This window comes from Ralstonia condita (assembly GCF_958405655.1).
In the GTDB taxonomy this organism is placed as follows: Bacteria; Pseudomonadota; Gammaproteobacteria; order Burkholderiales; family Burkholderiaceae; genus Ralstonia; species Ralstonia condita.
In genome coordinates this window covers 137,762-151,392 of sequence record NZ_CATYWO010000001.1, presented here as the reverse complement: position 1 = coordinate 151,392, position 13,631 = coordinate 137,762, and the positions used below count along the sequence as shown (strand labels likewise).

Annotated in this window: 12 protein-coding genes; 9 read left to right on the top strand and 3 right to left on the bottom strand. The window is 64.3% G+C overall.

Features of this window, described 5'->3' with window-relative positions:
* Positions 1–71: 71 nt before the first annotated feature.
* Both mnmA and R2N03_RS00680 read right to left on the bottom strand, forming a co-directional pair.
* Complete coding sequence (mnmA, locus tag R2N03_RS00685) at positions 72–1,187, bottom strand: tRNA 2-thiouridine(34) synthase MnmA (protein ID WP_316653904.1); 1,116 nt, start codon at positions 1,185–1,187, stop codon at positions 72–74.
* Positions 1,184–1,678, bottom strand: a complete 495-nt coding sequence (locus R2N03_RS00680) for an NUDIX hydrolase (protein ID WP_316653902.1) — start codon at positions 1,676–1,678, stop codon at positions 1,184–1,186. Before R2N03_RS00680 ends, mnmA begins: the two co-directional genes overlap by 4 nt.
* 269 nt (positions 1,679–1,947) lie before the next feature.
* Between R2N03_RS00680 and R2N03_RS00675 the strand changes: the two genes are divergently transcribed.
* The 9 genes from R2N03_RS00675 (at position 1,948) to R2N03_RS00635 (ending at position 12,189) form a co-directional block, all read left to right on the top strand.
* Positions 1,948–3,087, top strand: coding sequence for a Re/Si-specific NAD(P)(+) transhydrogenase subunit alpha (locus R2N03_RS00675; RefSeq protein WP_316653900.1), 1,140 nt, complete (start codon positions 1,948–1,950; stop codon positions 3,085–3,087).
* Positions 3,088–3,169: 82 nt separating this feature from the next.
* Entirely contained in the window at positions 3,170–3,532 is a 363-nt protein-coding gene (gene panD / locus R2N03_RS00670; protein WP_316653897.1) for an aspartate 1-decarboxylase, read from the top strand.
* Between the two features lie 72 nt (positions 3,533–3,604).
* Positions 3,605–3,934: an NAD(P) transhydrogenase subunit alpha part 2 gene (locus R2N03_RS00665; protein ID WP_024979075.1), complete on the top strand. Its 330-nt coding sequence runs from the start codon at positions 3,605–3,607 to the stop codon at positions 3,932–3,934.
* Positions 3,931–5,391, top strand: coding sequence for an NAD(P)(+) transhydrogenase (Re/Si-specific) subunit beta (locus R2N03_RS00660; RefSeq protein WP_316653887.1), 1,461 nt, complete (start codon positions 3,931–3,933; stop codon positions 5,389–5,391). The genes R2N03_RS00665 and R2N03_RS00660 overlap by 4 nt, the downstream gene beginning before the upstream one ends.
* A gap of 150 nt (positions 5,392–5,541) precedes the next feature.
* Positions 5,542–6,579, top strand: a complete 1,038-nt coding sequence (locus R2N03_RS00655; protein ID WP_316653885.1) for a response regulator — start codon at positions 5,542–5,544, stop codon at positions 6,577–6,579.
* Between the two features lie 635 nt (positions 6,580–7,214).
* Positions 7,215–8,627 carry a class I SAM-dependent methyltransferase PhcB gene (gene phcB / locus R2N03_RS00650; RefSeq protein WP_316653883.1) on the top strand — a complete coding sequence of 471 codons (1,413 nt, stop codon included), beginning with the start codon at positions 7,215–7,217 and terminating at the stop codon, positions 8,625–8,627.
* A 20-nt stretch (positions 8,628–8,647) separates the two neighbouring features.
* Positions 8,648–9,976, top strand: a complete 1,329-nt coding sequence (gene phcS, locus R2N03_RS00645; RefSeq protein ID WP_316653881.1) for a two-component system sensor histidine kinase PhcS — start codon at positions 8,648–8,650, stop codon at positions 9,974–9,976.
* A 7-nt stretch (positions 9,977–9,983) separates the two neighbouring features.
* Positions 9,984–11,093 (top strand): two-component system hybrid sensor histidine kinase/response regulator PhcR, encoded by a 1,110-nt coding sequence (phcR, locus tag R2N03_RS00640; protein WP_316653880.1) that lies wholly within the window; start codon positions 9,984–9,986, stop codon positions 11,091–11,093.
* 88 nt (positions 11,094–11,181) lie between these two features.
* Positions 11,182–12,189 carry a response regulator gene (locus tag R2N03_RS00635; RefSeq protein ID WP_316653878.1) on the top strand — a complete coding sequence of 336 codons (1,008 nt, stop codon included), beginning with the start codon at positions 11,182–11,184 and terminating at the stop codon, positions 12,187–12,189.
* A gap of 34 nt (positions 12,190–12,223) precedes the next feature.
* Here R2N03_RS00635 and R2N03_RS00630 read toward each other — a convergent pair whose 3' ends face one another.
* Positions 12,224–13,615 (bottom strand): THUMP domain-containing class I SAM-dependent RNA methyltransferase, encoded by a 1,392-nt coding sequence (locus R2N03_RS00630; protein ID WP_316653876.1) that lies wholly within the window; start codon positions 13,613–13,615, stop codon positions 12,224–12,226.
* Positions 13,616–13,631 lie beyond the last annotated feature (16 nt).

The following is a 13,631-nucleotide window of genomic DNA, read 5'->3' as shown; positions in this document are numbered from 1 at the left end:
CAATCAGGGCGCCAGCTTAAACGAGCACTGCGAGGGCCGCAGCCGTCGCAACGCAGTGTTGCGAATTCCGGTCAGGCGACGGCGCTTTCGACGACGGCCGGCTCGGCCGCCGAAATCATGCCGCCACCCAGGCAGATCTCGCCGTCGTACAGCACCGCCGATTGACCCGGCGTGACGGCCCACTGGGCATCCGCGAAGGACAGCGTCAGCGCGTCTGGCGTCGCACGCACGACGGCACACGGCGCATCGGCCTGCCGATAGCGCGTCTTGGCGGCAAGGTCAGCGCCTTCGGCGGGCGCATGGCCGGCCACCCAGCTCAGGTCTGCGGCATGCACGGTATGCGTGAGCAACCATGGATGATCATGTCCCTGCACCACGTAGAGCGTGTTGGCCGCCATGTCCTTGCGCGCCACGTACCAGGCGTCGCCGTTGCCGTCGCGGCTGCCGCCGATGCCAATGCCCTTGCGCTGGCCCAGCGTGTAGAACGCCAGGCCGATGTGCTGGCCAACGGTCTTGCCCTCAGGCGTCTTGATAGGGCCCGGCTTGGTCGGCAGATAACGGTTCAGGAAATCGCGGAACGGCCGTTCGCCGATAAAGCAGATACCGGTGGAATCCTTCTTCTTGGCGTTCGGCAGGCCGATCTCGGCAGCGATTTCACGCACGCGCGTCTTGGGAATCTCGCCCAGCGGGAAGAGCGTGCGCGAGAGCTGTGCCTGGTTCAGCCGGTGCAGGAAATAGCTCTGGTCTTTCGTGTGGTCGAACGCCTTGAGCAGCTCGAAGCGGCCGTCAACCTCGCGCACGCGGGCGTAGTGCCCGGTCGCGATCGTGTCGGCGCCAAGGGCCATCGCGTGATCTAGGAAGGCCTTGAACTTGATCTCGGCGTTGCACAGGACGTCGGGATTGGGTGTGCGGCCTGCCGAGTATTCGCGCAGGAAGTCGGCAAAGACGCGGTCCTTGTACTCGGCGGCAAAGTTGACGGCCTCGACGTCCACGCCGATCAGGTCGGCCACCGATACCACGTCGATCCAGTCCTGCCGGGTCGAGCAGTACTCGCTGTCGTCATCGTCTTCCCAGTTCTTCATGAACAGGCCAACGACGTCGTAGCCCTGCTGCTTGAGCAGCCACGCCGTGACGGACGAATCCACGCCGCCGGACATGCCGACGACGACGCGCTTCTTGCCGCTCATTGCGCGCCCTCCAGGCCGTAGACGCTCGGATGCGTTTGAATCACCTCGAGCGGATAACGCTTGCCAGCCAGATAGTCCTCTACGCAGGCCAGCAGCAGCGGGCTGCGATGCCGCTCGCGGCTCGCGCGGATCTCGTCCGCGGTCATCCACACGGTGCGAACGATGCCGTCGTCGAGATTGCGGCGCGGGTCAAGCGGGCCGAGTTCGCCCGTGAATGCCATCCGCACATAGGTAATCGGATCGCCTTGCGGCGGCTGGAACTGCGCCATGTAGCAGCCCAGGAACGCTGTCGGCACAAAGCTGTGGGCGGTTTCTTCCAGGGCCTCCCGCGCGACGGCATCGACCAGGCTTTCATCCGGGTCGAGATGGCCGGCAGGCTGGTTCAGGCGCAAGCCGGCATCGGTGTGCTCCTCCACCAGCAGAAAGCGTCCATCCCGCTCAATGACGGCGGCGACCGTGACGCTGGGTTTCCAGCGAACAGCTTGGTTCATGGCAAAAAGGCAACAAAAACAAGGCGTTATTGTAGCGGGCGAGCGCGCTTCCCGCTCATGGACGGCGACCGACCCTCCACCGTGCAATTTGTGTACAGTTGAGCACACGTTTGCGATCGATTGGCGCATTTTCTCGTCCCGCAACCGAAATTCAATAGGGCAGTCGACGAGCGTCCGCCTGCCAAAAAGTTCGGGTAAGCTCCACATCGTTTAATAAACACCGACCGCGCGCCGTTCCGCACCGCGCGCAACAAGACGAGGAGATCACGATGCACATCGGCATCCCGCAGGAGACGCGGGCGGACGAGACGCGCGTTGCCGCGACCCCGGAGACGGTCAAGAAGTACATCGCGCTGGGCCACCAGGTGACGGTGCAGTCCGGTGCCGGCGTGGCCGCCGCCCAGCCCGACGACGCTTACGTGGCTGCCGGCGCCAGGATCGGCACCGCAGCCGAAGCGCTCGGCGCGCAGATCGTGTTGAAGGTGCGCTCGCCGGAAGCCGCCGAACTGGCGCAGATGCAGCCGGGCGCGGTGCTTGTCGGCATGCTCAACCCGTTCGATGACGAGAACACGGCCCGCCTCGCTGCTGCCAACGTCACCGCGTTCGCGCTGGAAGCCGCGCCGCGCACCACGCGCGCGCAGAGCATGGACGTGCTCTCCTCCCAGGCCAACATCGCCGGCTACAAGGCCGTGATGGTGGCGGCCAACTATTACCAGCGCTTCATGCCGATGCTGATGACCGCCGCCGGCACCGTAAAAGCCGCGCGCGTGCTGATCCTTGGCGCCGGGGTGGCCGGCCTGCAGGCCATCGCCACGGCCAAGCGCCTGGGTGCCGTGATTGAGGCATCCGATGTGCGCCCGGCCGTGAAAGAGCAGATCGAATCGCTGGGTGCAAAGTTTCTCGACGTGCCGTTCCTGACGGACGAAGAGCGCGAAATCGCCCAGGGCGTGGGCGGTTATGCCCGCCCGATGCCGCCCGACTGGATGCGCCGCCAGGCTGAACTCGTGCACACGCGCGCAACCCAGGCCGACATCGTCATCACCACGGCGCTGATCCCGGGCCGCCGCGCGCCGACGCTGCTGTCCGAAGCCACCGTGCAGGCGATGAAGCCGGGCTCGGTCGTCGTCGATCTGGCGGCGGCGCAGGGCGGCAACTGCCCGCTGACCGAGGCCGACCGCGTGGTCGTCAAGCACGGCGTCACGCTGGTGGGCTATACCAACCTCCCGTCGATGGTGGCGGCCGATGCCTCTGCCCTCTACGCCCGCAACGTGCTCGACTTCCTCAAGCTGATCATCGACAAGGATGGCGGCCTGAACATCAACCGCGAAGACGACATCGTGGCCGCCTGCCTGCTCAGTCAGGCCGGCCAGGTGGTGCGCGCTCCCGCAGCCACGAGCGCCGCCAAATAAGAACGGAGACGACGACCTGCCGGGCGTCACAACCCGGTGCGGTCGCCAGTGGCGATTTCATTTCTGTTTCAAGGAAAGCTTCATGCAACGCAACATGCTTCGCGCCAAGCTGCACCGCGCGACCGTCACCCAGGCCGATCTCGACTACGAAGGCTCCTGCGGCATCGACGAGGACCTCCTCGATGCCGCCGACATGCGCGAATACGAAAAGATCGAGCTGTACAACGTCAACAACGGCGAGCGCTTCTCCACCTACATCATCAAGGGCAAGCGCGGCTCGGGCGAAATCTCGCTCAACGGCGCCGCTGCACGCCGCGCCCACGTGGGAGATCTGCTGATCATCTGCACCTATGCGCCGATGAACGAAGAGGAAGTCGCCAGCTACAAGCCCAAAGTCGTGCTACTGGGCGAGGGCAACAAGATCAAGGCCATCAAGGCAACCTGACGCGCCAGGCGGCCCGTGTCTGCATGACAGGGGCCGCTTCACACATCGACCAAGAAGCGAGGAGGAGCACTCATGGAGCTGGTCAATCACACGGTGATCAACCTGATCATCTTCGTGCTGGCGATCTACGTCGGCTACCACGTGGTCTGGACGGTCACGCCGGCGCTGCATACGCCGCTGATGGCCGTGACGAATGCCATTTCGGCCATCATCATCGTCGGCGCCATGCTGGCAGCCGGCCTGACGCAGACGGGTCTGGGTCGCACGATGGGCGTGGTGGCGGTGGCACTGGCAGCGGTCAACGTGTTTGGCGGCTTCCTCGTCACCCAGCGCATGCTTGAGATGTTCAAGAAGAAAGAGCCGAAGGCCAAGGGCGGCCAGAGCGAGGGAGCCAAGCAATGAGCATGAACCTCGTCACCCTGCTGTATCTGCTGGCGTCGGTGTGCTTCATCCAGGCGCTCAAGGGGCTTTCGCATCCGACCACGGCGCGGCGCGGCAACGCGTTCGGCATGACCGGCATGGCGATCGCCGCCGTCACGACCATCGCACTCATCTATAAGCTCAAGGCCGAGATGTTTGCGGGCACCGAGAGCGGCAATTCCACGGGTTTCATCCTGATCTTCGCGGGCCTGCTGGTGGGCGGCGGCATCGGCGCCTATGTGGCGCGCACGGTCGAAATGACCAAGATGCCCGAGCTGGTAGCCGCCATGCACTCGCTGATCGGTCTGGCCGCCGTGTGCATTGCCGTGGCCGCCGTGGCCGAGCCGTCGGCGTTTGGCATCACGATGGCCGGCGACAACGTGCTGCCGCTGGGCAACCGTGTGGAGCTGTTCATCGGCACGTTCGTCGGCGCCATCACGTTCTCGGGCTCGGTGATCGCCTTCGGCAAGCTGTCGGGCAAATACAAGTTCAGACTGTTCCAGGGCGCGCCGGTGCAGTTTGCCGGCCAGCACATGCTGAACCTGTTGCTGGCGGTGGCCATGCTCGGCTTCGGCATCCTGTTCTTCCTGAGCCAGAGCTGGCTGCCGTTCATCATCATGACGGCCATCGCCTTTGTGCTGGGTGTGCTGATCATCATCCCGATCGGCGGCGCCGACATGCCGGTGGTGGTGTCGATGCTGAACTCGTATTCGGGCTGGGCAGCGGCCGGCATCGGCTTCTCGCTCAACAACCCGATGCTGATCATCGCTGGCTCGCTGGTGGGCTCGTCCGGTGCCATCCTCTCGTACATCATGTGCAAGGCGATGAACCGGTCGTTCTTCAACGTGATCCTGGGCGGCTTCGGTTCCGAGGCTTCCGCCGGGGCCGCAGCGGGTGGCGGCGGGCAGCAGCGACCGGTCAAATCGGGTTCGCCCGATGATGCAGCCTTCCTCATGGGCAATGCCGAAACGGTCATCATCGTTCCGGGTTACGGCCTGGCGGTGGCGCGCGCGCAGCACGCCCTGAAGGAGCTGACCGAAAAGCTGTCGGACAAGGGCGTGACGGTCAAATACGCGATCCACCCGGTCGCAGGCCGCATGCCGGGCCATATGAACGTGCTGCTGGCCGAAGCCGAAGTGCCGTACGACCAGGTCTTCGAGATGGAAGACATCAACGGTGAGTTCGGCCAGGCCGACGTGGTGCTGGTACTGGGCGCCAACGACGTGGTCAACCCGGCCGCCAAGAACGATCCGAAATCGCCCATTGCCGGCATGCCGATCCTGGAGGCCTACAAGGCCAAGACGATCATCGTGAACAAGCGCTCGATGAACGCCGGCTATGCCGGGCTCGATAACGAGCTGTTCTACATGGACAAGACGATGATGGTGTTTGGCGACGCCAAGAAGGTGGTCGAGGATATGGTGAAATCCGTCGAGTAACGGCGCGCGCTGACGGCCGCCAGCCGGCCGTCAGAACCGCCTTGTTCCGCTTGCCCCCGGGGGCGGCAGGCAGTAACGTAGTGCCAACAGGACGCGCATGCCACCTCGGCCGACGCGACCGCTCCGCCCTCTCCCGATTCCTCCCGACGTATGCAACAGGACAGCGCCCTGCCGGTCTATTTCCACCCCACGCTGACGGTGGTGGTCGACGACAGCCAATCGTTCGTGGAAAGCCTCGGGTTCCAGATGGACCCGTCGCGCGCGCTATTGGCCTTCAATGACCCGGAAGAGGCGCTGGGGTGGCTGCGCCAGTGGCATTCTTTGCGCATGCCTGGCTTTCTGCCGGTACGCGTCACGCATGATGATCTGACCTTCTCGACCGAGCGCCGCACCATCCAGCTCGACGTCGACCGTATCTACCGCCAGATCCACGAGGTCAACCGGTTCCTGCAGCCGTCGGTCATCGTGGTGGACTACTCCATGCCCCGCATGAACGGGCTGGAGTTCTGCGCCAAGCTCAAAGACCTGCCGTGCATGACGATCCTGCTGACTGGCATGGCCGACGAGAACATCGCCGTGCAGGGTTTCAACGATGGGCTGATCGACCGCTACATCAGGAAAGATCATCCGGCCATGGCCGAGCGGCTGAATGCGGAAATCGAAACGCTGCAGGTCCGCTATTTCAGCAATCTGTCAAGCACACTGCGCGACCTGCTGTCGCGACACTCCTTCAGCTTCCTGTCGGACCCGGCGGTCACGAAGCTCGTGCGAGAGCTCTCTTCCCGCTACCGCTTTATCGAGTATTACCTCTACCCGCACCCTGCCGGCGTGCTCCTGCTCACGGCCGACGGGCGCGCCACGCTCATGGTCATCGAGACCAGCGCGAGCATGCTCACGCACCTGGAGAACGCCGAGGCCTACAACGCGCCGGAAACGCTGCTCAAGGGGCTGCGCGACAAACAGATCGTGCCGTTCTTCTGGCCAGGCGACGGCATGTACACACCGGCGTGCGTCGAGTGGGAGCAATATTGCCTGCCCGCCGAAGTCTGTCAGGGACGCGAGCCCTACTACTACGCGCTGTTCGACATGCCGAGCCACCTGCTGCCTGCACAGATCTACAGCTACACCCAATTCCTCGCCAACTACAAGCAGGATCCGGACTCGCTTACCGGCCGCAAGTTGCGCTGAAGAGGTGCGTTGTGCGCCGGCCTTATGTACCGGGTTTCCACGTTGTGCGGGCTATCCTGGGCAAGTACAATCGTTTGGGCCATCCGGTATCCGTGACGTCAGAGCATGAACCGGCTGGATTGCCATGATGCATGCGCAGCTCGGCTGCGGCAGCATGGAAAACGAGGGCGCCGGCGATATACGGATATGGCACCCCGGATGGATTACTGTGCGGGATACTCCTTGAGAGGCGATTTGGGATGCAACAGCTGGCCGCGCGTCGCCAAGGTAACGCGCGTTGCGGATGTCAGGGGAGTGTATCGCTCCAGTCAGTTTGCGATGGCACGATTCCCGTTGCCACGCTGTTGATTGGCCCGTAGCAGGGCGGCGATATCGCCCTTGCGATGGCGGGTCAACTTCCCCGATCTCCTTGAAGCGTGCTTGGGTGAGAGACGCCCTGGGCTGGCGTCCTTGACGGTCAGCCAGCGGACGGCTCCAAGCAGGCTTCCACGACTGATGCGGCGGCATGCCCGGCGGTCTTTGCGGGGCGTTGCCGTGTCCGGAAATCGCGATGCGGTTCCGGATGCGCGATTGTCGGAATGGGCGTCCCGCTTGGCGTAGACGTTTCCCCCTGAAGTCTCCGGCAAATTCGCACCGTGTACTCACCCAACCAAATCGATCCGGCGGTCAGCTTCCGCAACTCCCAGGGTCAGCAGGTCCGCGGCACCATCATCACGCTGCAGCGGCGTGCGCTGGTGATGGAGATCTACAACCCGTATTCGATCGTGCAGGTGAGCGAGGTCCTGTCCGAGCTCGCGATCAAGATGGGAACACGGCAGGCCTACCTCGGCAAGGCGGTGGTGATCAGCCTGGTGAACACCGGCCTGACAGCCGTCGTGTCACTCACGCTGATCGATGAATGGCGCGAGTTGTCGGAGGTGGCGGACACCCCGGCATCGGTCGGTGAAGAAGCGCGAACGTTCGTGCAGGAATGGCAGGAGCGTTTCCGCATCCACCGCGACTACCAGATCGTCGTCAATGAGATGCGTGCGTTCCTGGCCGAAGTGTCGCGCTGGGTAGAACAGGTGGATCTGTCGAAGACATTGCCGCGCGAAGACAACAAGCTGCGCATGGATGTCTTCCAGGAGCTGGCCGAGCCCATCATGCTTAAGCTCAAGGGCTACATGGACGGACTGGAATCGGAAGCGGGCAAGGTCGAGGCGGAGCTTGCACCCGCGCACCGCACGTTCGCGCAAGCCGCCCTGCATCCGCTGCTGCTGCGCGCGCCGTTCATCTATCGCACGTACACCAAGCCACTGGGCTACGCGGGCGATTATGAGATGGTCAACCAGATCCTCTCCGACCCACGCGAAGGCCCGAATACCTACTTCCAGATCGTCAACGCCGCCTTCCTGCGCACCGACGTCGCCGAGGCGCACCGCAACCGGATCGACATTCTCGTGCAGTATCTGAGCGACCTTGCCGCGCAAGCCAAGGCTGCCGGGCGCACGTTCAGGGTACTCAATGTGGGCTGCGGCCCGGCGGTAGAGATCCAGCGCTTTATCCAGGAACATCCGGAGCCCGCGTTGCTATCGTTCGAACTGGTGGACTTCAGCGAGGAAACACTCGACTACACCCGCGAACAGATGCGCCGCGCGATGGACCGCGCACGCAAGACCGTGACCGTCGATTTCGTCCACGAATCGGTGCATCAATTGCTCAAGCGCCGTATCACCCCCGACAGCCCGCAGGCCGGCGATTGCGATGCGGTGTATTGCGCGGGGCTGTTTGACTACCTCTCCAACAAGGTCTGCCAGCGCCTGCTGGCCTACTTTGCTTCGCGCACGCGCCAGGGCGGGGCCATTCTGGCAACCAATGTTCACAGCAACAACCCCATGCGCTTCGTGATGGAACACGTGCTCGAATGGTATCTGGTCTACCGTGACGAACCGCTGATGGCCGAACTGCTCCCGGAAGACTCGCGCGATGCGCGGATCTATACGGACGTGACGGGTGTCAATGTCTTCGCTCAGGCCACGGTGGCGCGGTCCGCCGCAACCGCCGCCTGATCGGCCGCCCGGGAACGCGCATGGAGCCCATCATTCACCGCGGATACCAGGCCGAGCTTTCGCAGTTCCGGCTGGCCTTCAGCCGCATGGCCGCCGTCACCGGCATCGTGCTGGTGCTGGCGGGCGTCGGTCTTGACTACGGCATGTATCCGGACAAGCTGTGGCTGTTCGGTTCGCTGCGCGTGATCACCTCGCTGATCATGCTGCTCGCGCTGTTCGTGCTGTACACGCGGTGGGGCGAAGAACATGTGCAGAGCCTGACGTTCTTCTGGCTGATCTGCCCGCAGATCATGATTTCCTGGATGATCTACGACACGGAGGGCGCCAGCTCGCCGTATTACTCGGGGCTGAACCTGGCGATCTACGCGGTGGGCATGGTCATGCCGATCGGCTTTCTGCAAGCCGTGCTGTTCGGTACGTGCACGTACATCTTCTGGGTCATCGCGTGCACGCTGCATCCTGGCGGTATCCAGTCGCGCGAGATCTTCATCGTCCACTCGCTGTTCATTCTGTTCTCGATTGCCACCAGCGCGCTGTACACGTACTTCAACGAGCGGGGACGCTTCCAGCTCTTCCGTCTGAAGGAAGAGGTCGCGCAGAAGAACGAGCAGTTGGCGCAGACCAATCAGAACCTCACCGACATCAAGGGCCAGCTTCTGCAGCAGGAGAAGATGGCCGCCATCGGCACGCTGTCCGCTGGATTGCTGCACGAGATCAACAACCCGGTCAATTTCTGCCTGATGGCGATTTCCGTGGCGCAGGAAGAGCCTGCCGCCAAGGCCAGCCCGATGCTGCTCGAATGCCTGGCCGATGCCAAGGAAGGCATGCAGCGCGTACAGCACATCGTGTCTGACCTGAAGACCTTCGCCTACCGCAGCCCCGAGAAGGGCGAGGCCGATGCGCCGTTCCTGGCTGAGAAGGCCATCGATTCCGCCATCCGCCTGACCAGCCACGAACTGCGCGGCGTGACGGTCGAACGCAAGTTGCCGCCCGACACGCTCGTACGGGGCGACGAGGCGGCCATCATCGGCGTGCTGATCAATCTGCTGTCGAATGCGGCGCTGGCCATGCACAAAGTGCAGCGTGCGACCCCCCGTATCGAGATCGCCGCAGACTGGATCGACCATCGGCTGCATGTCGTCGTGACGGACAATGGACCGGGCATCCCCGAGAAGAATCTCACACGCGTATTCGAGCCGTTCTTCACCACGCGCGAAGTCGGCAAGGGATTGGGGCTGGGCCTGTCGATCAGCTACAGCGTGATCCAGCGCCATGGCGGCACGCTCGCCGTCACGAGCCAGGAAGGCGAATGGGCGCGCTTCACGTTCGACCTGCCGCGCGCGGAGTAAGCGGGATATGGACACCAAGCCGGACACCGTCACCATCCTCTACGTCGACGATGAGGCGCAAGCCTGCAAGTGGTTCGCCCGTACGTTTGGCGCCGGGTATGAGGTACTGACGGCCAACAGCGTCGCGCAGGCGCAGGCCGTCCTGCGCGACGCACATGAGCGCATCAGCGTCGTGCTGACCGACTTCCGCATGCCGGGCGGCAACGGCACCGAACTGCTGCGCTTCATCGACGCGCAGTACGGCGACATCGCGACCATTCTCGTGACCGCCTATGCCGACAAGGACCTGCTGATCCAGGCCGTCAACACCGGGCGCGTGTTCAAGATTCTGGAGAAGCCCTACCAGCCGGACGATGTACGCCGCTCGTTGCAGGAGGCGCTGGCGCTGCGCCAGGACCGCCTGCTGCGCACGCAGCGGCTCATGGCGATCGACGAGACGCTGGCCTTTCTTGCCCACGAGCTGAACACGCCGTTGGCAGCCATCTCGAACTTCGCGCGCGGCATCCGCATGCGCGTGGATCAGGCTGAGCCGACGCCGGAAGCGCTGCCGGAAATCGGCCGTGCCGCCGACCGCGTGCAGGACAACGCGCGGTATTGCCTATCGGTCATCGCCACGTTCCTGAACTCCGTGCGCAATACCTACGGCAAGCCCGGCACAGCGGCGACGCCCAACAGCGCGGGCGGCCTCATCCGCTCGCTGCTCGATACCTATCCATTTACGAACGCGCAGCGCGAGTGGGTGTCGTACCGCGTGGAACACGATTTTCCGATCCAGACGTTGCCCAACTGCGTGATGCTCGTGCTGTCGTCCCTGACCAGCAACGCGTTGCGCGCGCTGCGGGATACGAGCGCGCCGCGGCTCGAGATCATCGCGGCACACACGACTGAAGCAGCGGGCGGCGGCCGCCACATGATCTGTATTCAGGACAACGGCCCCGGCATCGCCCCGGACGTCCTTGCGCGGCTGACCATCGACCCCGTGACCACGCGCGCCGAAGAAGGCGGCAACGGCATGGGCATGATTTTTTGTACGCGGATCATGCAATCGTTCGGGGGAGCGATTGCGATTGACTCCGCACCTAGCGCAGGCACGCGCGTGACTTTGACGTTCCCATGACAACCGCTACAAGACGCATCGCACGAACCCGACAAACCACGCCGCACCCGATCTGCACCTTTGCCGCATTTGCCATGAGGAGTGATGGATGACCAATTCCGGGGGCAATGAGCCCAAGATCCTGTACGTGGACGACGAGACACTGGCGCTGACTTATTTCGGCCGTGCCATCGGTTCACTGGCGCCGGTCGTCACCGCCACCTCGGTCGAAGAAGGCAAACGCATGCTCGACCAGCACGCTGCCACGCTGGGTGTGCTCGTGTCGGACCAGCGCATGCCCGGCGAACTCGGTAACGAGCTGCTGCGCTATGCCCGCGAGCGCTACCCGCACCTGGTGCGCATCCTGACCACGGCTTACTCGGAAATCGAAGACACGGTGGAAGCGGTCAACCAGGGGCAGATCCACCGCTACATCAAGAAGCCGTGGGACATCACCGCGCTGCGCGTGGAGCTGAAGCAGGCGCTTGAATTCTCCGACCTGCGCCGTGAGCGCGACGCCCTGCTGCGCGAGAAGATGACCGTGCGACAGAGCCAGACGCTCACGCATCGGATCGGCGCGCTGCAGACGCTGTACCTCGCGGTATCCGGCCTGTCTTCGTTCAGCGCCGTCAACGACTACCTGCGCGCGGCGGCGGCGGTCGGGCTGCACGCCGTGGCGCAGCCGGACTGGGCGATGAAGGATTACACCGAGCTCGTCGGCGAGGAAAGCCTGCGCACCGGTGAATTCAGCCACGCGGTGCGACAGGCGTACGAGGATGTGTCATCGCGCTTCGACGCGTGGCCGGTCGCGCAGGCGCTGGACGCGCTGGCCGAAGTCCTGAACGGCAAGGTGTCGCCGGCCGGTGGCGATGCGGCGGCGGTCATCGACCTCCCCACGCTGACGGAATTCCTTGAAACCGCATCGACGCACAAGGTGTCAGAAGCGCATGCCAAGTGGTTCGCCTTCCTGTTGTGGCTGGACGGCAAGGGCTGGTCGCTCACGGCCGAGCGCGACGGCGCGACCCTCAGACTGCGCCTCCTCGACAACCAGACACAGCTCACGCCGGATCAGTTGGTCGCGTGGATGGACCACTTTCAGGATCAGCAGGTCGCCTGAGCAGCGCCTGCCGCAGTGAGGACCACGCCGGGGCTCAAGTCTCGGCGTTGTCGTTTGATGCGTCGCGTGCGGGGCGGTCGCGCATGCCGCCCTTGACCATCTCGAAGCGGAACAGCCGGCATTCGATGTTGCCGTTATAGAGCGGGGTACGCTGCGACTCCTTCAGTCGCATACGGCGCGGCATGGAAAGATCGCCGGTAAAGACGAAGGCGTTCCAGCCTGCGAATTCGCGCTTGAGCGTGCCGGCAAAGGCTTGCGCGAACTCGTTGGCAGCCGCCTCCTCCTGCGGGTCGACGGGCGGCGGCGGTTCAGGCTGGCGCTGCTCGCGCATCGGGCGACGGTCGCCGTCGCGCGGTGCGCCCATGGCACGGCTGGCGCGCTCGAAAACGGTACCGTCTTCTTCGCCCTCCGGCCGACGGCGACGCGAGCCTTGCGCACCGCGCACGGCGATACGCTCGCCATACGGTGGATTCATCAGCAAGACCCCCGGCACGTCGAACGGCGGCTTGCCGACACGCGCATCGACCTGCTTGAGCATCGGCTCGCCGGGCAACCCGGCGCGCTTCCAGTTGGCTGCGGCGTACGCCAGCATGTCGGTGGAGATATCGGCGCCCGCCACCAGCGGCGGTGAGCGGCGCATCGCCGCACTGGCCGAATCAGCGGCCGCATCGCGCAGGCGCCTGAAGCATTTGGCGTCGTGGCCCAGCATCCATTCGCACGCAAAGGCGCGCTGACCGCCCGGCGCAATGCCCAACGCACGTTGCGCGGCCTCGACGAGGAAGGTGCCGCTGCCGCACATCGGATCATAGAACGGCACACCGTGCGCACCGGTCCAGCCAGTCAGGCGCAGGATGCCGGCGGCGAGATTCTCCTTCAGCGGTGCCTCGCCCTTCTCCTGGCGCCAGCCACGCTTGAACAGCGGCTCACCCGTCGTGTCGAGGTAGATCGTGCAGTCGGTCTCGGTCAGGTACGCGTAGATGCGCACGTCCGGCGAGACGGTGTCGACGCTGGGGCGGGCACCCGTGCGCTGGCGGAACCGATCGCAGATGCCGTCCTTCACGCGCAGGCCGACGAACTTCAGGCTCTGCAGCGGCGATTTGTGCGCGGTCACGTCCACGCGGATCATCTCGTCGGGCGTGAAGTAATCTTCCCAGCGCTGTGCGGCGGCCAGCGCGTAGATGTCGTCCTCCGAGCGATACCCGCGCGAGCCGAGCCGCATCAGCACGCGGCTGGCAATGCGGCTGTGCAGGTTGACGGCATACGCCGCGCCCTGCGTGCCGAAGAAGTGCACGCCGCCCGGGACGGTGCGGCCCACCTCGAACGCGGCCAGCTCGTCCACCTCGGGGCGGATGGCGATTTCGGCCAGTTCATCGGCCAGCGCCTGTTCCAGCCCGCGGGGGCATGGCGCGAAGTAAGCAGTTGCCATCGGAAAACCAGAAAAA

Bases quoted from the DNA above. Each gene is read 5' to 3' on its own strand.
- R2N03_RS00655 (WP_316653885.1), top strand. From the start codon at position 5,542: ATGCAACAGGACAGCGCCCTGCCGGTCTATTTCCACCCCACGCTGACG.
- R2N03_RS00675 (WP_316653900.1), top strand. From the start codon at position 1,948: ATGCACATCGGCATCCCGCAGGAGACGCGGGCGGACGAGACGCGCGTT.
- panD (WP_316653897.1), top strand. From the start codon at position 3,170: ATGCAACGCAACATGCTTCGCGCCAAGCTGCACCGCGCGACCGTCACC.
- R2N03_RS00630 (WP_316653876.1), bottom strand. From the start codon at position 13,615: ATGGCAACTGCTTACTTCGCGCCATGCCCCCGCGGGCTGGAACAGGCG.
- mnmA (WP_316653904.1), bottom strand. From the start codon at position 1,187: ATGAGCGGCAAGAAGCGCGTCGTCGTCGGCATGTCCGGCGGCGTGGAT.
- phcS (WP_316653881.1), top strand. From the start codon at position 8,648: ATGGAGCCCATCATTCACCGCGGATACCAGGCCGAGCTTTCGCAGTTC.
- R2N03_RS00635 (WP_316653878.1), top strand. From the start codon at position 11,182: ATGACCAATTCCGGGGGCAATGAGCCCAAGATCCTGTACGTGGACGAC.
- R2N03_RS00660 (WP_316653887.1), top strand. From the start codon at position 3,931: ATGAGCATGAACCTCGTCACCCTGCTGTATCTGCTGGCGTCGGTGTGC.
- R2N03_RS00665 (WP_024979075.1), top strand. From the start codon at position 3,605: ATGGAGCTGGTCAATCACACGGTGATCAACCTGATCATCTTCGTGCTG.
- phcR (WP_316653880.1), top strand. From the start codon at position 9,984: ATGGACACCAAGCCGGACACCGTCACCATCCTCTACGTCGACGATGAG.
- R2N03_RS00680 (WP_316653902.1), bottom strand. From the start codon at position 1,678: ATGAACCAAGCTGTTCGCTGGAAACCCAGCGTCACGGTCGCCGCCGTC.